Genomic DNA, 22,567 nt, shown 5'->3' with positions numbered 1-22,567 from the left:
TTTGTATCTATCTTTGTCCTAACTTTAAATTTGGTACTGCATTTAGTGTTAAATCTGCAATTCTACCAGCTTTATACTCATAATAAGCAGCACTTCCAATCATAGCTGCATTATCTGTACATAAGATTGGTGCTGGGAATAGAACTTTTATCCCTTCCTTTTCCCCTCTTTCCATAAGCTTTGCTCTAAGATAAGAGTTAGATGCAACTCCTCCAGATATAGCTATTTTATCTACTTGTTTCTCTTTGCAAGCCTTCATAGCATTATCTACTAGTACATCTACCACAGCCTTTTGGAAGGAAGCCGCTACATCAGCTTGATTATAGCTCTCACCCTTCATTTGAAGAGAGTTTAAGTAGTTAAGTACAGCTGATTTAACTCCACTAAAGGAGAAATCTAGTGTCTTATCGTGGAAATTTGCCCTTGGAAACTTAATAGCGTCCTCATTTCCCTCTTTAGCAATCTTATCAATTTTAGGTCCACCAGGATATCCAAGTCCAATAGCTCTAGCCACTTTATCATAGGCTTCCCCTGCTGCATCATCTCTAGTTTCTCCTAGAACTTCAAAACTGCCATAATCCTTCATATGAACAATAAAGGTATGTCCTCCTGATACTACTAAAGTAATAAAAGGTGGTTTTAGATCCTTATGTTCAATAAAATTAGCACTTATATGCCCTTCAATATGATTCACTCCTATAAGGGGAATATTTAATCCATAAGCCAAAGCCTTAGCATATTGAAGCCCTACAAGTAAAGCTCCCACAAGTCCTGGTCCATAGGTAACGCCCACTGCATCTATATCTTGAAAAGTTAGGTTTGCTTCTCTAAGTGCTTCTTCCACCACAGCACTAATAGCCTCTATATGCATTCTTGAAGCTACCTCTGGCACAACTCCACCAAATTTTTTGTGTATATCAATTTGAGAAGCTATAACATTAGATAAAACTTCTCTTCCATTCACTACTACTGAAGCTGCTGTTTCATCACAACTTGACTCTATAGCAAGTATTTTAAAATTTTCTTTTACTTCATTTGCTTCTTTCATATTTTTCACCTACTTTTAAATAATTTACACACTATGAAAGTTTATATTATAAGTTTACCCTTAAGGTACTAACTTAAACTTATCCACATGCTAAAATAATATATCCACATATTTATACAATTATATTAACAAATGTGATTACTTCATACATTTTATCATTTTTTAAAGAGTAATTACACACTTTATATTATTTACTTTAAAATTTAATATAGATTTATTGTTCTTATTCAAACATAAGTTCCTGTGTTATAATATACTTACTAAAGTTATTTATTTAAACAATTAATCACACAATCATAGAAAGAGGAATTAAAATGAAAGATATTAACTATGCTAAAGTTGTGGTAAAGGGATCACCAATTTCTAAATCTAACTTTAAACTTTTCAATAGCAGTAACAGAGCTATTTTACCATATAACTCTGGAAAATATCATGATAGATATGCACTATACGAGGAAGAAATAGCCTACGAATGTAGGGTTCAAAATCCAAGTGTAACCTTAACAGAGGCACTTATAGCTGTCCTTAAGGTTTATTATAAAAGTGAAAAACGTCATCCAGACACAAATAACATAACAAAAAGTATTTTAGATGGTGTTGAGAAAAGCGGCCTTATCATAAATGATGCCCAAGTAAGAAGACTTATTATAGAAGAATTTTACGATAAAGAGAACCCAAGATTTGAACTAGAACTCTTTGGGGAAAGTTCCTATGCCATGGATTATAAAATAGTCAAGCTAGAAGAAAAACAGCCCATAATAAATTATGAACCTCCCAGCAACAAAAAAAATAAAACCTTAGATAGCTATAGTGCCTCAGGTTTATGCAAAGAGCTCTCCCTTGGAGATAACAATCTATCTTCCAGTAAAAGCTCTAAACAAATCTGTGAACTTTGTCTAAAGGAAGTTTCCAAAGATAATATCATGTCTTGTAATAAAGGAAAAACTCTAATATGTAAAAGTTGCTTTAAAAAACTATTCTAAAAAAACACAAGGAATTTAAAGTAATAAATTTATTTAAAGAAAGATTGAGCATGTCCTTATAATTATTAAGTACATGCTCAACATTTTATAACTTACAAAAGCATCAATTTAAAATGGTTCTTCCATTAATGAGAACTACTCGTTTAGAAAACATGCCATGAACAACTTTATCCTCTTCTCCCCGAGAGATAAAAGGATAATTATAAGTTCTATAGACAATTTCTCTTTTATTTTTGAAGTCATCAATATAGACAATCCAATACTGGCTTCCACTTCTGGTTTCCTGTGAATCTTTCACCCCAGTGCATATACCTATTAAAGATATATACAATCCCAAAATATACTACCTTCCACATGGTAATCCGTACCGTTTACTGCTGCTCGCCACTTCATTTGATGGTCATTCAACCCTAACAGTATAATTTTCTCTGTAATAAATATTAGGTTCACATAAATTCCTAACATTCTAAAATAGGCAATAATAAAATATGGCTTCTTTATTATAAGTGAAGAAAAAAGAATATGTAAATAACCATGGAGTTATACCCATGGTTTAATATAATTAATTTATATCTTGAGCTTTCATTTTATCCAGTTCAGCTTCTTTCTCTTTTTTGTATCTCTTACGTCCATATTCCCATTCTGCCAAAAACATATTAGTTAATATGAGAAATGGAAATAAATTTCTAAAGCTAAGTGTTAGTTTTGTAAATCTAAACACACATATTGTAAAAATCACTGATATTAAAGGTATAATCCCTCCTAATAAACAGTTCTTTTGTTTGCCAAGAAAATATTCAACTCCTAAGAGTGCACCTGCAATTACAAATGCAATAATAATAGTACTTATATTTGACATGGTTATTCTCCTTTCGAACATTTTTTGTACTTGTCAATAATCAACTTTGCAGTTTCCAAATCAATCTTAGAATCCACCGCCAATCCTTTAATAAATATTTGGAATGGCTCTTCTTCTTTCTTATCATTTAGTTCAATTTTTTGAATCAGTTTATCCAATCTCAATCTCACAGTAGGATAAGATACTTCATACATTTTTGCAATATCTTTTAAAGATCCAGATTTCAACACAAAGTTTTTCAAAAAACCTGCATCTTCTTGCTCTAAAGCAAGTATCCATTGTGGTATTTTATCAATATCCATTTTAACCTTCCTTTCATATTATGTTTAATAATATTAATTATAACCTAAATAATATTAAAGTCAATAAGTAACATAATATAAATTTAATTAATTTTCCCTACTCAAAATTATATAACAAATAAGAGGTGGAGTTTTTACTCAACCTCTTATAATATTCTATTCCATTTCGAACTAAGCCTGCTCTATTTTTTCTACTATATAACCTGCGTCTTCAATGGCACACTTCATTTCTCTATCATTAACAGAATCTGTTCCATCAACCACTACTATTTGAGATTTTAGGTGTACATCCACATTATCAATCCCATGAACTCCTTGCAAGGCTGTCTTAACATTGGTAACACATTTTCCACAAGTCATACCTTCAACAGTTAGTCTTTTTTTCATTTCTAATTTCCCCTTTCATTAATATACATATAGTATTAATATAATTATTAAAAATTATTGATAAAATATTTAAAAGTGTTAGTATAGTATTATAGACACATAATTCTAAATTTTTTAAACATAAGAAAGTATACGATTTCATTTACATAGTTCCATTTGCAAGTATACGGTTTCATTAAAATTAAGGATTATGTTAACTACACATTAAAAAATCAAATAAAAAAGTTAATTTTATTAGGGGGAGATTTGGTAATGGAGAAAGAATTCAATTGGAAAGAATTAGGGTTTGATTACCTAAAGGCAGATTTTAATTTTATTTCTCATTATAAAGATGGACAATGGGATGAAGGAAACTTAGTTGAAGATGATAAAATAACAATTAGCCAAGGTTCAACATGCCTGCATTATGGACAACAATGTTTTGAAGGTTTAAAAGCATATACTCATAAAGATGGAAAAGTATGCTTATTCAGACCTGATCAAAATTCTAAAAGATTAAATGAAAGCTGTAGAAGAGTTTTAATGCCAGAAGTACCAGTAGAATTTTTCTTAGATGCTTGCAGAAGAATTGTTAAAGCAAACAAAAGGCTTATACCACCATATGGAAGTGGAGCAACACTATATCTTAGACCTTACGTAATAGGTGTAGGTGACAATGTAGGTGTTCGTCCTGCTAGGGAATATATATTTGGAATCTTTGTTACACCAGTTGGACCATACTTCAAAGGTGGAATGGCTCCAGTTAACTTCATAACTTCTGACTACGATAGAGCTGCTCCTATGGGAACTGGTGCTGCTAAAGTTGGTGGTAACTATGCTGGAAGTTTATTACCTCATGCAGAAGCTGTTAAAGCAGGCTTTGCTGATTGTATCTATTTAGATCCAGCAACTCATACAAAAATAGAAGAAGTAGGTGCTGCAAACTTCTTTGGAATAACTAAAGAAGGTACCTTTGTTACACCTAAATCTCCATCTATATTACCAAGTATAACTAAGAGATCTCTATTATATTTAGCTGAGCATAACTTAGGTATGAAGGTAGAAGAAAGAGACGTATTAATAGATAACTTAGATGAATTTGCAGAAGCTGGAGCTTGCGGTACTGCAGCTGTAATCACTCCAATCGGAGCAATCCAACATAAAGAAAACAAACACGTTTTCCATAGTGAAACAGAAGTTGGCCCAGTAACTAGAAAACTTTATGAAACTTTACTAGGAATTCAAGCTGGAGATATAGAAGCACCAGAAGGATGGATATTCAACGTAGAAGTTTAATATAATATTTAAGGCTCATCATAAAAAATTATGGTGAGCCTTTACTATATTCTATTAACAGAATGAATTTAGTCTCATTCCAAAACTTTAAAATTTTCCCCTTAAATATTTTAAAGTTTTAGCTTTTCTCTTATCTCTTTCCTAATTTTTATAAATTCATCAAACTCATAAAAAAATCTTATTTTCTGCTCTGGAACAGCATTACCCCAAGGCTTGTCTTCTAATACAAATAAAGCAAAGGATTCTGCAATATCTTCTGCTGGAGATGTAGATGCATACTCATTTGCAAAATCATTTATATGTCTAATATAAAAATAACCCCTAGCTTCATCTGGATCTTCCACTCTTTCAGCTATAAGTGAATCTTCATAAATATCAGCCCAATACCTCTTATAAAATTCATTTAAATAGGAATTTTCTTTAGCTAAAAAATATCCTTCTTCATAATAATAATTCGGATCCACTTTCTCCGTATATTCTAATTCTTCTCCATTGGTAGTAAGAACATGGGCAAATTCATGTATTACCGTTGCAGTAAGTTCGTTATCCTCACTTCTAGCATCTTCATAATCTATGCTTAAATCATATTTAAATAAATCATTCTCCATTATCCTTACATAAGCTAATGTATCATACTCTCCATCCGAGAAGATAGTTAAATTTTTAAAATACTTCATTTCATTTTTAGGTAATACTTTATTAACCTCATTCCATATCTCATTAGCTTCTTTTACAACTTCTTCCGATGGCTTATCTGGAGTTAACACTTTAATTGGTTTATAACTTATAGAAAGGTCTTCATTAATTTTAAATACACCCTTTATCTCTGACGGCTCTACAATTTGATATATAATCATTGATGAGTCTAAATCAGAGTATTTCTTAAGGATATTGTCCATATCACATTCAAAATCAAAATCCTCACCTGCTTTAAATCTTTCTTCTAAAGCTATTACACTTTCATAATCATCTTCACTTATATAACCTTTTAAATCATTTATAATCTTTTCTCTATATTGATTCCTTAGTTCTTCTTTTTCTTTTTCAGTATTTTCAAGTTCTTCGATTTCATTAATGTCATCGATTAAATCTACCTGATTTTCCTTTAAAAGTCTTCGGCTATACTTTTTAGTTAATTTATTTAACCTTTTATTAAACTGTAACTTTAAACTTTCTTCTCTTTCACTCCTGTCACCTATTCCATCTGCTAACTTTTGTTCTTCAATAATAGATATCTCTTTATACACATCATATAATCTACTTTTTTCTACAGGATTTATATAATTAGAAAGTTCACCTAAATTATTGGAGAACCCCTGAGCATAATCTTTTTCTACTCTTACTTGGTAAAAACTAAAAAAGCTAAATAGTATAACTGCAATTAAATCTACTGGAATTAATAATTTTTTCATAAGCCTCTCCTTTCATGTCTATCTAATTTTATCATAAATTTAATATATATGTAATTAGTTCATTAACCTAGTATATATATAAATATAATCCATAAAAATTACCCTAATAAAGATAATTGCATATATAGTATTAAGGGGTATTTTTGAACATCAATAAAAGTTTAATAATATCTTGATTAAAGTTAAGGGGGGATACTAAAGCAAATGGAAGCTGAAATATTAAAAATAGCTCTATCTCAAGGTATATGGGCAGTTCTCAGCATATTTCTATTGTTTTATATATTAAAAGCTCAAGAAAAAAGAGATGAAAAGCAAGAAGAAAGAGAAAAGAACTACCAAGAGATAATATCAAAAATAACAGATAAATTAATGATAATAGAAGAAGTTAAAAAAGATGTTGAAGATATAAAAAAATATATTATAACCAACAATAAGTAATAAATAAAATGTAAGCCAATGACATTAATACTGTCATTGGCTTATTTATTATTATGCTTATTGTTGAGATTAAATTATGTTTAATAATATTCTAATTCCCCTTGTTACTACAAACATGACTGCACCTTTTATCATTAATTCCATGCTATCATCTCCTTATAGAATAGATATTTAAAGTTTTTATTTTTACACTAATAGTACGTACAACTCTTTAAAGTTACATTCATATTAATGAAAAATATTAGAATGCAATATTATAAAATGGTTGCTTCATAAAATTTTCAACCTTATTTTAATAGAAGAATCCTATGTCTTAAACATAAGATTAACTTTAACATGAAATGTATTATTTCAATCCTTATTTTAATGGATTAGCCTCTATAGCAAACACCTTGTTAGGATAACCATAATAAGCATTATCGTTTCAATCCTTGTTTTAATGGATTAACCTCTATGGCTTCCTATATATTGGAAAGATTTTTCTTGGTATAATAGTTTCAATCCTTGTTTTAATGGATTAACCTCTATGGCTCTGTTCTATTGTTCCTTTGGAATCAACTGTACTGTTTCAATCCTTGTTTTAATGGATTAACCTCTATGGCATATCTTATCAGCTTCATTTACTATGCCCGTACCTTCGTTTCAATCCTTGTTTTAATGGATTAACCTCTATGGCGTTATTTTCTACCTTTCAGCTCTTTATTTTGTTTTATGTTTCAATCCTTGTTTTAATGGATTAACCTCTATGGCATTTGCTATATATGCAGAAATATTAAGACAAAACCTGTTTCAATCCTTGTTTTAATGGATTAACCTCTATGGCATTTTTATTAGTTTCTATATTTTGCTTGATGTTAGGTTTCAATCCTTGTTTTAATGGATTAACCTCTATGGCACAAGTAGATTTATGGACCAAAATCCGTTTCCTGAGTTTCAATCCTTGTTTTAATGGATTAACCTCTATGGCTTTTAACAAGTTCAAGCTGACTTTCATAATTCTCAATGTTTCAATCCTTGTTTTAATGGATTAACCTCTATGGCTGATAAATTTTTTAGTTAGTTTCTTAAATTTACTTATGTTTCAATCCTTGTTTTAATGGATTAACCTCTATGGCTCTTTGTTTAACACTAATCATCAAAACACCTACTGTTTCAATCCTTGTTTTAATGGATTAACCTCTATGGCGGATTTAATACGTGGTCTACGCTTATAGTTTCTTGTTTCAATCCTTGTTTTAATGGATTAACCTCTATGGCAGCATTTTCTTAAATTTTATTGAATTAGTGCCCTTTATAGCAGTTTAAAGACAAGTTTAAAAACTTCATTAAGTATACTTTTTTAATCTAAAAAATGCTTAATTCTGTCCACATTACATACTTAGTATACCCTAAAACTTATTGATTTATCAACATTATAAAACTTACCACTTGTCTACTTCTAAAAATTTAAATATATTTTACACTTTCTCTATAGTTCCAAATCCTCTTGATACAGATTTACCAATGCCAAAATAGTTTGGAATATTGAAATTCACTTTAAAATCTCCTATAAATGCTATATGCTTAATACCTTTTAACATAACTTCTTTTTCTTTTAAATTAACCCAACAGGTAATTCTTCTATCCACAGTGTAACCTATTCCCTTTGACATAGAAATAACATTACCTATTAGAATTTTCTTTAATATTTCTTCTTGATCTATTTTATTACCCTTTCTATATGCTTCAATATTTTTTTGACTTAAGGATATCCAAGGAGTTAAAAATTTATATTCAATATAATCATCTTCACAACCAAATTCAAATTCTTGCTTAATTATTTCCTTTTGAAATGTATCGTATTTAATACCATCAAGTACTAATTCATCATCATTAACCCCTATCTTAGCTACAGTATTTGCTCCTTCCTTAATTCCTATAATAATTGGAATTTTTGATAACACCTTATACTGTACCATTGGATATCTATATATAAATTTATCTTCCTCATGATTATGTAGAAGATTATTTTCACTATATTTATTCCCTAAATATCCTCTTATCTTTTCTCCATGTCTTGAGGTTAGTTTTATATCATCAAACATTACCCTACAAACTTCTAATCTCAATAATTTTCCTCCTTAAATACAAGTAGTATTTCTTCTTATTATTCCTCTATCCTTATCATAATCTTCTTTGTTTAAAAAATTGCTCCCCTTTATCTCATGTACCATATCTATAACATCATTTTTATTTACAGCTATTCTATATTTATTTAGTATCCTCCAAGCATTGACAACTTCCTGTTCTTCATAATTTTCACTGTTCTCAATTATTTTTATACAATCATCTGATTCACTATTATATCTAATGATTACATCTATTTTATTCTTATTTTCTTCTATTAACTCTAATTTTCTAATATTTTGTACCCTTAAAGCTTTTATTTCTTCACAGTACTCTTTATAATCCTGTAAACTTTTATTCTTAGTAACTTCTCTCAACTTAGAAAAATATTTACTATTAATTTGCCATAATTCATTTTCTTCAAATTTTTCTCTATCATCTAGTATTTTAAACGTAGCTTCTAATAATGGTCCAGCATAAACATATGAAGCAAATGTTTTTCCACTTTCACCTATTAACCTATAAATCTTAACTATTCCTTTACCATTAACCCCATTTCTATTAGCCCTGCCAGCCGATTGATTTATACAATCCATTGGAGCAATATCTCTGTACACAATATCGAAATCTAAATCTACTCCTGCTTCAATTAACTGTGTTGATACTAATATATATTTTTCTTTACTATTTTTGATTTCTTTTATTATCTTTAATCTTACTTCTGGAATAATTTCTGTACTTAAATATATAACTTTTCTAGCTCCACTTAATTCTTCTTTTAGAAAATCAAATACTTCTAAAGTTGATTTCACGGTGTTTAATATTATAAGAAAACTTTTATTTTTATTCTCCTCAATATCCTTAACTACTATTTCTCTAAAATCAACTAAATTCAACATATTTTCAGTATGATTTTCAAATACTATTCTATTCATTTTACTAAATATAACATCATTATCCTTAACTAATTCTTTACCTTGTAAGAATAAAGGCTTAGTTGCTGTTACCGTTATAACGTAACAATTAAATTTATCACATAAAATATTAAATAAGTCTTCAATTATAAGATAATACTTAGGTGGTATAGCTTGAACCTCATCAAGTATTATTATTGATCCTGCAAGCTTATGGAATCTATGCATTATTGAATTCAACCCTGACTTAAACATAGTATTAAATAATTGAACAAATGTTGTAGTTATAACTGTACTCTGCCAGTTATCAACCAAAAATCTTGCATCATAATTTCTATATTCTTTATCTTCGCTGTCCTTATATTCTATTGGTGACATAGAATGATGTTTTAGTATTAAATCACTAGTTACATCTATATTACTCAAGTTTATTATTTCTTCTAATACATCATAGTTTTGATCTATAACACTCATAAAAGGAATATTATAAATTATATTAGGTATTATCTTCTTCTCGTCTATCAATCTTTCACTTAATCTAAATGCTGCACCATAAACAGATATGGTTTTACCTGTTCCTGTTGGCACATTAATAGACATTATCCTATCCTTATCTAAATCTATATTATTTATTGAATCTATAGTGTTATTATATATATCATCTCTAATACTAAATAATGGTGATTTTTCTATATCAGGAATTTTATTTATTAAATCTTTTCTCAATTTATTTTTATAATTTCCAGTAAACTCATCAGTTAATATTCCCTTATTTTTAAATGTATTTCCTGTAATTAGCTGAGTTTTATCTCCTGTAAGTAATAATGACCATAAATATTGAAGCCACATAAATTCTTCTTCTTGCTCTTTTATAGATTTCTTTTTAATAACTAATGCTCTTTTTATATAACTTAGTTTTACTTCTTTAATAAGGCTTCCATCCTTCATCTTATCAAAGAAATCTTTCAGATTCTTATTATATATAGATTGTAACTCATCTATATTTTTTCTTATATCTTCACTTATATCTTTTAAATTTTTCTCATTATCAGTATTAAAAAAACTATTATCAATATCTATGTTACCATGATGTCTCTTAACACATATAAATCCTATCATCTTCCAACGCTCAGGTAGCATATAATAAGTAAAATAAGCTGATATCTCTCCATGTTGCTTCCGCTCTCCATAATACCTACCTTGCAAATACTCTTGAAAATATGAGCTCGCCTTTCCAAAATCATGGCATAATCCTATTGTTTTTATAACTTTTTCTAACTCATTGTTTATAACACCATTATATTTTGTAGTATTCAAAGCTATTTCTGCAACACCAGTTAGGTGGTCAACTAAAAGTTGATCACCTTTATTGTTATCAAATATATGCGATTTTAACTTAAAAGAAGTACACATTAGATTCTCCTACCTTTAAAACACCTTTAAATTGTGCAACAATACTTCCTCCTGGTACAAATGCTACTTTTTCATATTTAATATATTCTCTATTTTTCTCATTCTTTATTGGAATTCTATCAAGACAAAGTTGCACTTCCTGATTCTCCTCCAAGATAATTTGAGCTTTAGGTATTACACAATTAGTTAACCCCACATCTTCCGATACTTTAGTTATTTCTTCCATACCTTCAAAGTTTAACTTTGCTATATGTTCACTAGCTCCCAAATAAGGAGTAAATATATAACTTCTATTTATTAATATCTTCTTTATTTCCTTTAATTTTTCCTCTGAATCCATAACATAAATTCTATAATCTACATCCCTTAAAAACTCTATTCTTGACGGAAATGTAGGTGAACCATTATTTTTGATTTGTGGAACTAAATTAAAACTTTGAGTATCCTTTTTTATGGGTTTTAATACTTCAATTCCTATCTTCATTTCCTTAGTATACTCATATAAATCTTTATAATCTATTCCCATTACTGCACCTATAAGACCTTTTATAGCTATAGGATGCATAATAGTGTAGGTTAAAGCAGAAGTTGTTGTGTAGGGACACCTAAACCTTGCAAAATCTCCAGACGCTCTAAAATTTAAAGCCTTCATTATACACACCTCTAAGCTTTCTACATGTATACCACATTAAATTCTTCAGATATATTTTCTACTTGTACCTTAGGATGAAGATATATATTTACTTTTTCAACAACTTCTTTATGCAAATCTACAAACCTTTTTAAGTTTGTAAAGTCAAAGGTAAACTCATCTATTCCTCTTAATTCTAAATCTTCTTTATCATATTTTACATCTACATAATCAAGCTCTCCGTCTATATAATTTTTATTATATATTACTTCAACTAATACTCTAGGCATTTGATTTTTAGATGTACTTTTATAGTTTCTAATACCTGATAGTAATATATCCTTAAAGTTTTCTAAATCTTGATCTATTACATTTATATCTTGTCTTTTTGCACATTGATCATTATATACCATATATGTTTTAAATAATGCATATGGTGTATAGTATTTAGACCATATTGTTCCTTGTGCTTTACCTTCACCTGATGTAAATGAAGCTGTACCTTGTGCAAATTTTATTTCAGCCTCATGTATACTTTTACTCCACATAACTTGAAGTGGTCCAGTTATGTTAAATTTAGGTTCTGTAACAACAGCTCCAAATAATTTAACATCTATATAATCTGACTTTAATAATGATTCCAATTCTGCTTTACCTTTTTCATTTAACTCCTTTACTTTCTTTTTATCCGTTTCATCTTTTATAAAATTATCTAATATTATTTTATTTGCTACTCCCTTACAATCTAAATACTTATCTTTATCATCTTTAGTTGCTCTAACAAATACTTTTAATCCTCTATTATCTGCTTCTTCTCTAAAATATCTTTTTATCCTAACATCAGACATTTCTAATTTCCCTGTACTCTCATCATATCTAGGTCTATTTTCATTTATCATATCTCCATTAGGATTTGCCATAGTGCAATCAGTAAATAACAAAAACTCTCTTGTATTCGCCATTTTATATTCCCTCCTTATTTTCTTGTATTTCTTCATTTATATCATTTTCTAAATCAATAGCATTCTCTTGAACCTTTTTAAAGTAACTATCCATTCCCCAAAAGAATATATATTTAGCTTCATCTGAACTTAACTTACCACTTGGATTAGCCATTAGCTCTTTAGATTCTGTAAGAATATCTTTAAGCCATGCAGATGAAATTTTATATTTAATCATCTTATCACTTAGTAAATTACTAAAATATATAAAATCTTTAAAGTCAAATTTTCTTGCAAAGAAGAAATTTTTATCTAATGAGCTTCTATCTGCGATCTTTCCTTCTTCATTTGAGTTGCCTTTTTTTATCATATAGTTAACAAAATTATAAGCCATACCAATTAAAAACCATGATTTTTTTTCATTACTATTAAAATAACTTGGATTATCCATAAACAATTCTTTATAATCACCATATTGAGTCATAACTTTAAATCCTCCCTCTATGCACCCTGCATCTACTAAGAAATTATAAACCTTACCTATATTGCTAACAGTAAATTTATTTTTACCGTTTATAAATTCATATTTATGCACCATCATAGCTCTAGTAAAAAAAGTGTTTCTATTAATACTTTTTCCTAAAAATAAAGCATCTACCATTCTTAGTTTCTCTTTATTAGTAGTGTCAATTCCTTTTAATCCCACCTTTATAGCAGTGGAATAGTTTATAATATTATATAACTTAATACCATATTTAGTAAGTAGTATAGATAATTCACCAAATCTTGATGGTAGCATACTCTTTATTGTATGTTGTACATAAAATGTCTTATTTCCTTCCTTTTCAAAGAAAATTATATCTGTCTCAGTATTTCCTTTACCTAATAACTCCAATACTATCTCTTCATCATTATATATATTAGATATAAAATTCTGTCTATCTTCGCTAACAATTGTGCTACTCTCATATATTGCTTTTGTTTGTTCATTAAAATTATGAGGTAAAAACATTACACTTTTATCAATCCAATAAGTAGTTAATTTATTTTCAACATACTCTTTACCTATCAAAATATCATTTAAGCAACCTTTACACATAGTTACTCCAAATTTATCTTTTTCATCTACAGAACCATATACATCCTTATCGTTGGTGTAAAATTTATAAGTTGTAGTATTAAAAACCTGCTTTTTTTCTCCACAAAAATGGCATATATGCTTTCCACTTATAGCTTTAAATCTAGTAGCATACATTTTATCTAAAAATTTATCTTTAAATAATTCATAAGGATATTTTCCATTTAATAATATTACTACTATAAAATTTTTATGTTGATTACTTATCTTTTGATAAATTATATCTTTAATCTGGTTATAACTGTTTTCAACCCCACAATAAGCTAATGTAGTTTTTATTTTTTTATCAAACTTTTCTATTTCTTTAGAATCCTCTTTATAAAAATCTGCTCTTAAAGCTCCACCCTGAGCATCATTTCCTGCTTGATAAAAAAGAGCTTTAGTAGTTATATCTCCATAAAACTCTTGACTTTGTGTCTCTATTTCACCATTATCCTTAATATCAATAAGAAGAATTTCCTTTACTACATCCCCTTCAATTTTGTTAACTAAACTTCTTACAATATCAACTTCTGTTATTCCATTACTTTCTCTTAAATATGTCCCTATATCTCTTATTGCATTTATCATTCTTTCACCTCCTAAATTAAATGTTATTCTTATTATCTTCATTTTTATAAGTTTTATCCTTTAGTAATATCTATATCTTATATCTAATATATTTTATATGTATATTTTATCATATAATTGTTAAATATTAATAAATACAGTTAAATAAGTTTTGAAATGTAATGTCTATTTCTTACTAAAATCCATTAAAACAAGGCTAAAGGGAGATAAAATCTCCCTTTTATTATTTTTCACATATATTTTTATAACAACAGTCAATGCATCTAGCTTTGCTCGATGTAGCCTTTGGATAATATCCATCTACAACCTTTTTATAATCATAAATATATTTAATAGATTTCTTTTTCAACTTATCATCAAAGTCAATCTCTTTAAGTAAATTTTTACTTCTTAAATATACTAAAAACAATTTATTTACCTTAACTTTATATAACTCTTCAATAACTAATCCATACATAGCCATCTGAGTTTTATAAGTTTCAAAATCTTTATCTTTGTATTCTGCAAATTTATAATCTAATGGTGCATAGGTTCCATCATTTAGCAGATATATTTCATCTACTATCCCTTTTATTCCATATCTTTTAGATACTATATATTTCTCCTGTTCTTTGCTTACTCCACCTATTCTTTTTCTAACTTGATTCACATTTTGTAATTTCTTATCTAAATGTTTCTCTCTTCCTATTTGTACCTTAAATCTATTTTCTTCATATTGTCTTATTCCTAAGTTCTTCATAAAGTATATAAATCTAGGACAATATAAAAATTCTATTATATCTGAAGGTGTTACATACTCCTCAAATTCACTAAAGGAATTTTGATACAATTTCATTGCTAATCAACTCCCTATCAAAACCATTGCCAATTATATCTGTATCATAGATATAATCTTTACTAGTCGGAAAAATATATATAGAATCTGTGCCATCATCTACTAATCTTTCCATGATAATCTTAAGCTCATCTTTTTGATTTTTATTAAGTTCCCCTAAAAAAATACTCTTTTGAACCCTATATAATCCTTTATTCTTACAAGCTTTAACTACTGTATTTCTAGCTCTATTCTCCGAAATATCATACATTACCCAATAAAGCATCACATCACCTCATTTAAAATTTTATTGGCAATGTTATGACAATCATATTGAATAACATTATTAATCCTTATAACTCTACCCTTATACTTAATTTTTTCTTCAAATCTATTATTTACGGCCTCGATTAATGTCTGTTTACCTAATTTATTTAGCCAATACCCTCCACCTTCTATCTTATCAAACATGTCTTGCTTTATTTTCCTCTTAGAAAACAAACTAAAAACAACCTCATCCATATACCCTCTATACATTTCTATAAGATCAAAAACCAGAGCTGTTCTATTGTAATTATCAGTATGCATTATTCCTATATATGGATCTAATCCTGCAATTATACATGAACTTTCTACCCTTGAATAAAGTATCCCATAAGCATAATTAAGCATACAATTAAATTCATCACTAGCTGGATTTTTACTTCTACCCTTAAATTTATACTTCTCAGGTATCAACTCTCCTAAAGTACTAAAATACCTTCTAGCACAGTAACCTTCTTGTCCCTCCATTGTTCCCCTTATAATATCTATAGGTGTATTGTTTAACAAGGATAAAGTACGCTTGTGTTCTTCCATATCTTTAACAGCTTCATCTATCAACTGAATTTTTTCATCACTTCTATTTAACTTAAGTTTATTTAAATGATTTATTTGATTACTTATTTTTTGGTCTATCCATTCTTTAACAAACTCTGTTCCCATTGATAATTCATTTAATTTTAATTGATGTCTTCTTATTGTAGTTATACTACCTAACTTTGAATGCCATACCCTAGCAAAAGGTTTTCCATTATACTCCAAAAAAATAACATCAATATTATTTTCTATTGCTAATTTTAATGCATCTGTTGTTACAAGAGCAGATGTTGTTATTAATATTTTCTCAACCTTTTTACTTGAAAATTCTTGTTTAACTCCATCTATAGTAACTTGAAATCGCTCATCAACTTTGCCAATATGTGCTCCCCTTGAGTTAATTACTAATTCCATAAATATATCCACTCCTTATTATTTATATCTTAATTGTGGACATGCTTTTACTCTTTTATTCTTCTTCTTACCTTTTCTTAATTATTCACCTGTAAAATTTCCCCTTTACCAAATAAACACAAGCCATCTCTAAAAAGAAATGGCTTGTGTTTAATTCTATTTATTTTTTCACTAACTACTGCAATTAAACTTCTTCTCGCCCAAACTGCAAAAGATTTTATTTTATTCTTATCCATCTTTAATTTCTACTTAAATTATTATAAATTTCTATTCCATATCTATCTATTTGTAATTTTATATCTTCGTTCATAGGATCTAAAAAAACAATATCTAAAGAATATATTCCCACAAGTTCATCCAATTCTACAGATATAGTACCCTTATACTTTTTATCACATAGAATGCCTAGGTCTATATCAGAATTATAATTATAGTTTCCCTTTGCTCTTGAACCAAAAAGAATCACTTTTTTTATATATTTATTACTTTTAAAATATGACATTAAGTTTATATATATCTTCTCTTCTATTCCATACATCTTACAATTTCTCCATTGATACTTTATCTAAAAGTTCTTCTATGGCGTCTATATATTTGTCTATTATGTCATTTTTTATAATTTCATAATCCTCTTCATTATATATATGGGCACTTGAGTTTCTTGCAAATAATATGTCATTCCAAACAATCATATCTTCTATGAGCCCCTCCTTGAATACATGTTTATAACATCCTCTAGGGTTATTTATCTCAAGTCCATCATCTTTAAAAATTTTAGATAATAACTTCCATGTTAAATCCTCTAAAGTTTCATACTTTTTTATAATAGAATCTCTATATACTTCTAATGTTATCTCATCTGCATCTTCTAACTTTCTATAATTTCCTCTTATATTTTTTAATTTCATAAGCATCCTATATGTGTAATTATAAGTTAAATTAATTGATTCATCATATTTATCTAATATTCCACTCATCTAATCGCCCCTAAGTTTTAAATCTAAAAGTTATTGTTGTTTATATTATTATATCTCAACATCTATTAGAGTTATAGTCCTCTTTTCTAATGTCCACTTATAATGTTAAAGATAATCAGTATAATTAGTTTTAATATCAATATTCTTTATCTCTGTTTCTGCTGAAGCTATTATTCTTGTATCAATGCTAAAGAAACTTACAGCATTGTCTTTAAAAAATTCCATTGCTTTTTTTAATACAGCATCCTTTACTTTATTATAATCCATAATTATCTCCTCTTTCTAGTTGTTTATATTACTATTATTTCCAACTAAAAAGAATTTATACGAATATACATTCTTATACTGTGTATGAAACAGAAACTTTCCAAAAATATATCACTAATCTTATTAAAAATGGTGAGCATGTACTTTAATATAAGTGCATACTCACCATTTATTTAAGTTATCTTACTTTAAGAAAACCCCTATTATTTTTATTTCATCAATAGCTATTCTTCATATATGAATGTAACTACCCTTCAAATTTATAAACTATTCTCCGCCCTTACCTAGCGCTGAAGAATCCCCACTTTCAATGACTTCTCCAGTATCTTTATCTTTAAAATTAACTATAGTTTTTGCTGTATCAAAGGATTTTCCATTCATAGCTTGATACATGTTTCCAGACATATAAAATCCTACTGCTACAAAAGGTTGAAGTCCGCCATAGGTTGCTTTATCAACCATAATATCAAATTGTGTCAAATCATCATTATATTTTATCTCTGCAAAAGAAGGATAATTTTCTTTATCAGCTAAAGTCTCCTTAATACTCTCGTCTACTGCCTGTTTCATACTTGCTAATAACTCTTTGTGAGTTTTCTTATCCATAATGTAGGTTACAGAACCGTCTTCATTGACTTTAACTTCATGGACACCTTTTGCTTTTGCTTCTGTCTCTATAGTAGTCTTATCACTTCCGTCAAAAAAAGCTGCAGGCAATGTTACTTCTACATCAAATAAATTTTTTTGTGAAGACATCTCTCCATCATTACTTTCTGTTTTCTTTTCTGCTGTAGCTCCATCTCCTGAAGTCTTTGAACCACATCCTACCATTGTAATTGCCATTGTAGTTACAAGTAGTAATGTTAAAATTCTCTTTTTCATAAATTTTTACCCCCATACTTAGCTAAATATAGCCTTGTTTTTATGTTTTTTAACATAATTCTTATAAAAAATAAGCAAAGATATAATATTTTTTATATTATATTTAAAATATAACACAAATAACATTATATATCATTAATTTTGCTTAAAAGTATAAATTAATTACATGAAATTATCTATTAGACCTCTACCGAAGCCCCAACACTCTCTGATACTTTCCAATCCATCCTAGATTTACATTTCTCACTTCACCATTTCTATTTTTACCTATGATAATTTCCATGATTTCTTTAGGTGTTTCCCTATCTTCCTCCTTATTTTTATCTTTATTTTCAGCGTCATAATAACTTTCCCTGTAAGGAAAGAGCACCATATCTGCATCTTGTTCTATGGAGCCAGATTCTCTTAGGTCTGATAACATTGGTCTTGAATCATTCCTGCTTTCTGCTGCCCTGGAGAGTTGAGCTAGTGCTATGACGGTAATTTTTAAGGATTTTGCCATTACCTTTAGCTCCCTTGATATCTTTGCAACTTCTTGCTCTCTAGATGAACTTACTCCAACAGATTCTATGAGCTGAAGATAATCAATTATTATCACATCTAAACCTTCTTTTTCCTTTAAAGTCTTCGCCTTTCCTCTTATGGTTGAAAGTGTAGTTGATGTGTCATCTATGAAAATTTTTCTCTTTGAAAGTTCTGAGGCTCCTATAATAAGCTTCTTTAGGTGGTCTTCTTCTAGATTTCCACTCTGTATATTTTTTAAAGAAACCAAGCATCTAGCAGAAAGCATTCTTTGTACAAGTTGGTTCTTTGGCATTTCTAAGGAGAATAAGCCCACCTTTGCCTCTTTAGAAACATGTTGGGCAAGATTTAAAGCAAAGGCTGTCTTTCCCATGGAGGGTCTTGCAGCTATAATAACTAGTTCTCCAGCTTTTAAGCCTGAGGTTACTGCATCTAGGTCCTTATACCCCGTGGAAATACCTTCAAGGGCCCTTTTATCCAGGTATCTTTTTTCAATATGACTTATGGTATTCTCCAGTGTATCCATAATGGGTTCCATATCTTCCATGGCTTCACTGCTATAGGCTTTATGAATATTATCCTCTAACTCTTCCACCACTTGGTCTACAAGGAACTCTCCATGACTCTCATCAATGGCTTTTCTGCAAGCCTTTATAACCCTTCTTCTGCTTGCCTTATCCATGATAATTTCACAATAATTTCTTATATTACTTAAGTACACAGCAGAACTAGAAAGCTTAGAAAGGTATGTTATACCATTGCATTTTTCTAAAACTTCCCTAGATTTTAGTTCCTCGGAAAGGGTTATTAAATCTATATTAATCTCCCTAGCTCTAAGATTTAAAATCCCCCTATAAATCACTTTATGATTTTCATAATAAAAATCTTCTAAGTTTAAAATATCCTCCACTTCATAAATTTTATCCTTATCGTTAATTAAGACCCCAAGGACTACCTGCTCTGCTTCTAAACTATGTGGCATCACCATATCCATGCTACATGTCCTCCTTCAAAACTATATTCTTTAGCTTTTCCTTTAACTCAACTTTATTTCTTTCATCACTAAGGACCATATTTCCCCTCTTAAATTTCCCGTCACTTTCCTTTTCTGGTTTTCTTTCTTGATTTAGATAGGTCTCAAATTTATTGCCAAAGAGAGTAGTCGGAACTAAATATTGCTGAAACTTGGTGCCTGTCCATTTATATTTCATATTATCAATAACGGTTTTAAAGTCCTCTATGGTAAAGCCTTCACTAAACCTTGCTTTAATAAGCCTAATAGTTATCTTTGTTGAGCTTCTAAAGTTTTTTCCTGTTTTCAAATTTAGATATTCTATTATTTCAAAAGCACTTTTCTCCAAAAGAAGATTTTTATTTATTTTAGTAGATAAGTCTTTAGTAGAGAGATTATTTGTTGTAGATTTAAATCCACACCCCTTAGATTCTTCATCCACACCCTTAGATTTTTCATCAATACCCTTAAATTTTTCATCCATACCTTTAGCTCCTTCATTAATACCCTTAGAGTTTTCCTCCTCTGCTCCTTCTCTAGTTATAAGTTCCTTATAATTTTCACCTAAGCCAAAAAAGGAGTATGTTCCCTTTTCCCTCACTACCAAATGAGTAAGCATTCCTGCATCTCTCAATTTAAAAAATCTAGATTGAACTGTACATTTCTTAATTTCAAAAACAGGAAACTCTCTTAAAACTGCATCATAACGAAGCCAATAATAAATATGTCCCTCTACCTCCCTTGTGTTCATTCTATTACTTTCTTTAAAATCAATGAAATACCTAAGAATACTTGCATCAATAATATCTAGTCCAAATTTTATTAATTTATCCTGCCTAAAACCCATAATTGTATGTTTCATAATCTTCCTCTCCTATCTTTATTTAAATAAGTATCTCTATATACTAAATAAGCAATTTATACGAAAAGTGGAAAATTATTCTATAGAAAATGAAAAAGACAATCCAGAAGTTAATGCTGAATTGTCTAAAATACTTATACAATATTATTTTTTTATTTGGCTCTATTGAAAATTACAGTGATAAAATATACAAGCTATGGAAATATTGATGGACATCCCTTAAAGATTCTAGTGAAATACGCAGCCTTTTATTTTTAATAACGTTGCCGAAACCACATTGTAAAAATCTGATTTTCATTAAATTATATTACTAAAATCTCACATTAAATTACACCACATTTTACCTAGAAAACTATATACCTATAGAAATATATAAATATGAATATAGGAATATAGAAAAATAGTTAAATAGTAATATAGTTAACTATTTGTTGTGTTTATGGGGGTTTCAAGGCTTTCTCTAATAAGCACTGTATGTTAATTACTAATTATAATACTTTCTTAAACTTTGTTAAAATAACTTACTGAGTTTTACTTTTACAATACCCAATATCTTTCAAAAGTAATGTAATAAAATATATCGCAAGCAATAAATAAGCTAAATTAAAAGCAACATATAGGTTTCTATTTTCAATAATTTTACTAATAGGTTGATGTAATATAGCTATAACTAAAATGAAAATATTCCTACTTAATTGAATTCCTTTGGATTTCTTTCTCCTTATATCTTTCATACTTAATTCTCCTCAACTCACTATTATCAATTATTCTTCCCTTTAATATCAAAATTTAAACCTTCAATAATGTTTAAGACAATCTTTTGGTTTGCATATGTGCTAAATTTATTATAATGCATTTAATGTTTTACATTCCATAAAAATACATGAAAGTATGATTTTACTGCATAAGATTACAATTTCATATATTGAAATCCCAATAAATATTATCCAAATCTTTTTTTAATCATTGACTCTAGTGAATTTTCTTAATAAAAGCATATATAGTAAGTGTTAAATAATTTATAAGGAGGTTTTTCATGAAAAAAGAAAATAAAATTAATGATCCCATAGATGAATTTAATTCTGAAGAAGATTTGGAAGAACTTAATGGCATCTGTGAGGCCATAACTGGTATTCCCATATCATCCTTTAATTTTGAAAAAGATACTCTCTCTAAGGAGAATTTATCCACAGCTAATCTAACTTCTCTACCACCTTCTGTTGATAGCTTTACTAATAATCGCAAGGTTAAAACTGAAGCTCCTGGAATAACTCCACCCATAGATGGTGAATTCTTTGATACTCAGAGATGTTATAAAATAAGAAATTCCACTGTTAGAATGCTAAATGAAATTAAAGCTGTTCATCCCAATGTTAATGTTTATATGAATACCATTGTGGATGCAGCAATTAGAAATTACTATGACTTTATTTTCAATAAGGATGGATTTAATACTTTATAACAATATTTACCAAATATAAAATAGCTTTCAAGGCACTTATACTACTGCTAAAGAATATATTATACTATGATTTTTATAAA

26 protein-coding genes and 1 CRISPR repeat array are annotated in these 22,567 nt (G+C 28.6%); of the genes, 4 read left to right on the top strand and 22 right to left on the bottom strand.

Annotated features, from left to right (window positions below):
- Positions 1–7: 7 nt before the first annotated feature.
- The gene (gene tsaD, locus B3630_RS09060) at positions 8–1,048 is read right to left on the bottom strand and encodes a tRNA (adenosine(37)-N6)-threonylcarbamoyltransferase complex transferase subunit TsaD (protein ID WP_346870760.1); all 1,041 of its coding nucleotides are present in this window, start codon (positions 1,046–1,048) and stop codon (positions 8–10) included.
- A 314-nt stretch (positions 1,049–1,362) separates the two neighbouring features.
- Between tsaD and B3630_RS09055 the strand changes: the two genes are divergently transcribed.
- On the top strand, positions 1,363–2,031 hold the full coding sequence (locus tag B3630_RS09055; protein ID WP_346897421.1) for a RusA family crossover junction endodeoxyribonuclease: 669 nt from the start codon (positions 1,363–1,365) through the stop codon (positions 2,029–2,031).
- A gap of 103 nt (positions 2,032–2,134) precedes the next feature.
- Here B3630_RS09055 and B3630_RS09050 read toward each other — a convergent pair whose 3' ends face one another.
- From B3630_RS09050 to B3630_RS09035, 4 genes are all read right to left on the bottom strand, one after another.
- Positions 2,135–2,368, bottom strand: coding sequence for a hypothetical protein (locus tag B3630_RS09050; RefSeq protein ID WP_346897419.1), 234 nt, complete (start codon positions 2,366–2,368; stop codon positions 2,135–2,137).
- Positions 2,369–2,593: 225 nt separating this feature from the next.
- Complete coding sequence (locus tag B3630_RS09045) at positions 2,594–2,890, bottom strand: hypothetical protein (protein ID WP_346897417.1); 297 nt, start codon at positions 2,888–2,890, stop codon at positions 2,594–2,596.
- 2 nt (positions 2,891–2,892) lie between these two features.
- Positions 2,893–3,192: a DUF2089 family protein gene (locus B3630_RS09040; protein WP_346897415.1), complete on the bottom strand. Its 300-nt coding sequence runs from the start codon at positions 3,190–3,192 to the stop codon at positions 2,893–2,895.
- Positions 3,193–3,363: 171 nt separating this feature from the next.
- A complete protein-coding gene (locus B3630_RS09035) occupies positions 3,364–3,579 on the bottom strand; it encodes a heavy-metal-associated domain-containing protein (protein ID WP_346870757.1) in 216 nt (71 codons plus the stop codon).
- A 252-nt stretch (positions 3,580–3,831) separates the two neighbouring features.
- Here B3630_RS09035 and B3630_RS09030 point away from each other — a divergent pair, with 252 nt between their 5' ends.
- Positions 3,832–4,854, top strand: a complete 1,023-nt coding sequence (locus B3630_RS09030) for a branched-chain amino acid aminotransferase (protein ID WP_346897413.1) — start codon at positions 3,832–3,834, stop codon at positions 4,852–4,854.
- A 110-nt stretch (positions 4,855–4,964) separates the two neighbouring features.
- Here B3630_RS09030 and B3630_RS09025 read toward each other — a convergent pair whose 3' ends face one another.
- Positions 4,965–6,266: a hypothetical protein gene (locus B3630_RS09025; protein ID WP_346897411.1), complete on the bottom strand. Its 1,302-nt coding sequence runs from the start codon at positions 6,264–6,266 to the stop codon at positions 4,965–4,967.
- 204 nt (positions 6,267–6,470) lie between these two features.
- Between B3630_RS09025 and B3630_RS09020 the strand changes: the two genes are divergently transcribed.
- Positions 6,471–6,704 carry a BhlA/UviB family holin-like peptide gene (locus B3630_RS09020; RefSeq protein ID WP_346870754.1) on the top strand — a complete coding sequence of 78 codons (234 nt, stop codon included), beginning with the start codon at positions 6,471–6,473 and terminating at the stop codon, positions 6,702–6,704.
- A 348-nt stretch (positions 6,705–7,052) separates the two neighbouring features.
- Positions 7,053–7,961: direct repeats of the CRISPR family, unit length 37 nt; unit sequence GTTTCAATCCTTGTTTTAATGGATTAACCTCTATGGC.
- 200 nt (positions 7,962–8,161) lie between these two features.
- On the opposite strand, the gene B3630_RS09015 is transcribed toward B3630_RS09020, so the two are convergent.
- From B3630_RS09015 to B3630_RS08940, 16 genes are all read right to left on the bottom strand, one after another.
- On the bottom strand, positions 8,162–8,812 hold the full coding sequence (locus B3630_RS09015; protein WP_346897409.1) for a CRISPR-associated endonuclease Cas6: 651 nt from the start codon (positions 8,810–8,812) through the stop codon (positions 8,162–8,164).
- Between the two features lie 12 nt (positions 8,813–8,824).
- On the bottom strand, positions 8,825–11,137 hold the full coding sequence (gene cas3, locus B3630_RS09010; protein WP_346897407.1) for a CRISPR-associated helicase Cas3': 2,313 nt from the start codon (positions 11,135–11,137) through the stop codon (positions 8,825–8,827).
- Entirely contained in the window at positions 11,121–11,789 is a 669-nt protein-coding gene (cas5b, locus tag B3630_RS09005) for a type I-B CRISPR-associated protein Cas5b (protein ID WP_346897405.1), read from the bottom strand. The genes cas3 and cas5b overlap by 17 nt, the downstream gene beginning before the upstream one ends.
- Before the next feature lie 20 nt (positions 11,790–11,809).
- Positions 11,810–12,730: a type I-B CRISPR-associated protein Cas7/Csh2 gene (gene cas7b, locus B3630_RS09000; RefSeq protein WP_346897403.1), complete on the bottom strand. Its 921-nt coding sequence runs from the start codon at positions 12,728–12,730 to the stop codon at positions 11,810–11,812.
- A gap of 1 nt (position 12,731) precedes the next feature.
- Positions 12,732–14,417 (bottom strand): TIGR02556 family CRISPR-associated protein, encoded by a 1,686-nt coding sequence (locus B3630_RS08995; RefSeq protein WP_346897401.1) that lies wholly within the window; start codon positions 14,415–14,417, stop codon positions 12,732–12,734.
- 223 nt (positions 14,418–14,640) lie between these two features.
- Positions 14,641–15,252: a CRISPR-associated protein Cas4 gene (cas4, locus tag B3630_RS08990; RefSeq protein ID WP_346897399.1), complete on the bottom strand. Its 612-nt coding sequence runs from the start codon at positions 15,250–15,252 to the stop codon at positions 14,641–14,643.
- Positions 15,227–15,517, bottom strand: coding sequence for a CRISPR-associated endonuclease Cas2 (cas2, locus tag B3630_RS08985; RefSeq protein WP_346897397.1), 291 nt, complete (start codon positions 15,515–15,517; stop codon positions 15,227–15,229). Before cas2 ends, cas4 begins: the two co-directional genes overlap by 26 nt.
- The gene (gene cas1, locus B3630_RS08980; protein WP_346897395.1) at positions 15,517–16,503 is read right to left on the bottom strand and encodes a CRISPR-associated endonuclease Cas1; all 987 of its coding nucleotides are present in this window, start codon (positions 16,501–16,503) and stop codon (positions 15,517–15,519) included. The genes cas2 and cas1 overlap by 1 nt, the downstream gene beginning before the upstream one ends.
- Before the next feature lie 77 nt (positions 16,504–16,580).
- Positions 16,581–16,739, bottom strand: a complete 159-nt coding sequence (locus tag B3630_RS08975; RefSeq protein ID WP_346897393.1) for a hypothetical protein — start codon at positions 16,737–16,739, stop codon at positions 16,581–16,583.
- Between the two features lie 2 nt (positions 16,740–16,741).
- Positions 16,742–17,041, bottom strand: a complete 300-nt coding sequence (locus B3630_RS08970) for a nucleotidyltransferase domain-containing protein (RefSeq protein WP_346897391.1) — start codon at positions 17,039–17,041, stop codon at positions 16,742–16,744.
- Position 17,042: 1 nt separating this feature from the next.
- On the bottom strand, positions 17,043–17,480 hold the full coding sequence (locus tag B3630_RS08965) for an HI0074 family nucleotidyltransferase substrate-binding subunit (RefSeq protein WP_346897389.1): 438 nt from the start codon (positions 17,478–17,480) through the stop codon (positions 17,043–17,045).
- Positions 17,481–17,585: 105 nt separating this feature from the next.
- Positions 17,586–17,747 carry a hypothetical protein gene (locus tag B3630_RS08960; RefSeq protein WP_346897387.1) on the bottom strand — a complete coding sequence of 54 codons (162 nt, stop codon included), beginning with the start codon at positions 17,745–17,747 and terminating at the stop codon, positions 17,586–17,588.
- 267 nt (positions 17,748–18,014) lie between these two features.
- The gene (locus tag B3630_RS08955; protein WP_346897385.1) at positions 18,015–18,629 is read right to left on the bottom strand and encodes a hypothetical protein; all 615 of its coding nucleotides are present in this window, start codon (positions 18,627–18,629) and stop codon (positions 18,015–18,017) included.
- Positions 18,630–18,816: 187 nt separating this feature from the next.
- Positions 18,817–20,145, bottom strand: coding sequence for a replicative DNA helicase (gene dnaB / locus B3630_RS08950; protein ID WP_346897383.1), 1,329 nt, complete (start codon positions 20,143–20,145; stop codon positions 18,817–18,819).
- Position 20,146: 1 nt separating this feature from the next.
- Positions 20,147–21,025 (bottom strand): conserved phage C-terminal domain-containing protein, encoded by an 879-nt coding sequence (locus tag B3630_RS08945; RefSeq protein WP_346897381.1) that lies wholly within the window; start codon positions 21,023–21,025, stop codon positions 20,147–20,149.
- A gap of 521 nt (positions 21,026–21,546) precedes the next feature.
- On the bottom strand, positions 21,547–21,759 hold the full coding sequence (locus B3630_RS08940) for a hypothetical protein (RefSeq protein WP_346897379.1): 213 nt from the start codon (positions 21,757–21,759) through the stop codon (positions 21,547–21,549).
- A gap of 302 nt (positions 21,760–22,061) precedes the next feature.
- On the opposite strand from B3630_RS08940, the gene B3630_RS08935 reads away from it, so the two are divergent.
- The gene (locus B3630_RS08935; protein ID WP_346897377.1) at positions 22,062–22,487 is read left to right on the top strand and encodes a hypothetical protein; all 426 of its coding nucleotides are present in this window, start codon (positions 22,062–22,064) and stop codon (positions 22,485–22,487) included.
- The last annotated feature ends 80 nt before the right edge of the window (positions 22,488–22,567 follow it).

Source organism: Clostridium sp. UBA7503, from assembly GCF_002477055.1.
Taxonomy (GTDB): Bacteria; Bacillota; Clostridia; order Clostridiales; family Clostridiaceae; genus Clostridium_J; species Clostridium_J sulfidigenes.
This window is presented reverse-complemented; position numbering and strand designations above follow the sequence as displayed.

Bases quoted from the DNA above. Each gene is read 5' to 3' on its own strand.
- tsaD (WP_346870760.1), bottom strand. From the start codon at position 1,048: ATGAAAGAAGCAAATGAAGTAAAAGAAAATTTTAAAATACTTGCTATA.
- B3630_RS09055 (WP_346897421.1), top strand. From the start codon at position 1,363: ATGAAAGATATTAACTATGCTAAAGTTGTGGTAAAGGGATCACCAATT.
- B3630_RS09045 (WP_346897417.1), bottom strand. From the start codon at position 2,890: ATGTCAAATATAAGTACTATTATTATTGCATTTGTAATTGCAGGTGCA.
- B3630_RS09040 (WP_346897415.1), bottom strand. From the start codon at position 3,192: ATGGATATTGATAAAATACCACAATGGATACTTGCTTTAGAGCAAGAA.
- B3630_RS09035 (WP_346870757.1), bottom strand. From the start codon at position 3,579: ATGAAAAAAAGACTAACTGTTGAAGGTATGACTTGTGGAAAATGTGTT.
- B3630_RS09030 (WP_346897413.1), top strand. From the start codon at position 3,832: ATGGAGAAAGAATTCAATTGGAAAGAATTAGGGTTTGATTACCTAAAG.
- B3630_RS09025 (WP_346897411.1), bottom strand. From the start codon at position 6,266: ATGAAAAAATTATTAATTCCAGTAGATTTAATTGCAGTTATACTATTT.
- B3630_RS09020 (WP_346870754.1), top strand. From the start codon at position 6,471: ATGGAAGCTGAAATATTAAAAATAGCTCTATCTCAAGGTATATGGGCA.
- cas3 (WP_346897407.1), bottom strand. From the start codon at position 11,137: ATGTGTACTTCTTTTAAGTTAAAATCGCATATATTTGATAACAATAAA.
- cas5b (WP_346897405.1), bottom strand. From the start codon at position 11,789: ATGAAGGCTTTAAATTTTAGAGCGTCTGGAGATTTTGCAAGGTTTAGG.
- cas7b (WP_346897403.1), bottom strand. From the start codon at position 12,730: ATGGCGAATACAAGAGAGTTTTTGTTATTTACTGATTGCACTATGGCA.
- B3630_RS08995 (WP_346897401.1), bottom strand. From the start codon at position 14,417: ATGATAAATGCAATAAGAGATATAGGGACATATTTAAGAGAAAGTAAT.
- cas4 (WP_346897399.1), bottom strand. From the start codon at position 15,252: ATGAAATTGTATCAAAATTCCTTTAGTGAATTTGAGGAGTATGTAACA.
- cas2 (WP_346897397.1), bottom strand. From the start codon at position 15,517: ATGCTTTATTGGGTAATGTATGATATTTCGGAGAATAGAGCTAGAAAT.
- cas1 (WP_346897395.1), bottom strand. From the start codon at position 16,503: ATGGAATTAGTAATTAACTCAAGGGGAGCACATATTGGCAAAGTTGAT.
- B3630_RS08975 (WP_346897393.1), bottom strand. From the start codon at position 16,739: ATGGATAAGAATAAAATAAAATCTTTTGCAGTTTGGGCGAGAAGAAGT.
- B3630_RS08970 (WP_346897391.1), bottom strand. From the start codon at position 17,041: ATGTATGGAATAGAAGAGAAGATATATATAAACTTAATGTCATATTTT.
- B3630_RS08965 (WP_346897389.1), bottom strand. From the start codon at position 17,480: ATGAGTGGAATATTAGATAAATATGATGAATCAATTAATTTAACTTAT.
- B3630_RS08960 (WP_346897387.1), bottom strand. From the start codon at position 17,747: ATGGATTATAATAAAGTAAAGGATGCTGTATTAAAAAAAGCAATGGAA.
- B3630_RS08955 (WP_346897385.1), bottom strand. From the start codon at position 18,629: ATGAAAAAGAGAATTTTAACATTACTACTTGTAACTACAATGGCAATT.
- dnaB (WP_346897383.1), bottom strand. From the start codon at position 20,145: ATGGATATGGTGATGCCACATAGTTTAGAAGCAGAGCAGGTAGTCCTT.
- B3630_RS08945 (WP_346897381.1), bottom strand. From the start codon at position 21,025: ATGAAACATACAATTATGGGTTTTAGGCAGGATAAATTAATAAAATTT.
- B3630_RS08940 (WP_346897379.1), bottom strand. From the start codon at position 21,759: ATGAAAGATATAAGGAGAAAGAAATCCAAAGGAATTCAATTAAGTAGG.
- B3630_RS08935 (WP_346897377.1), top strand. From the start codon at position 22,062: ATGAAAAAAGAAAATAAAATTAATGATCCCATAGATGAATTTAATTCT.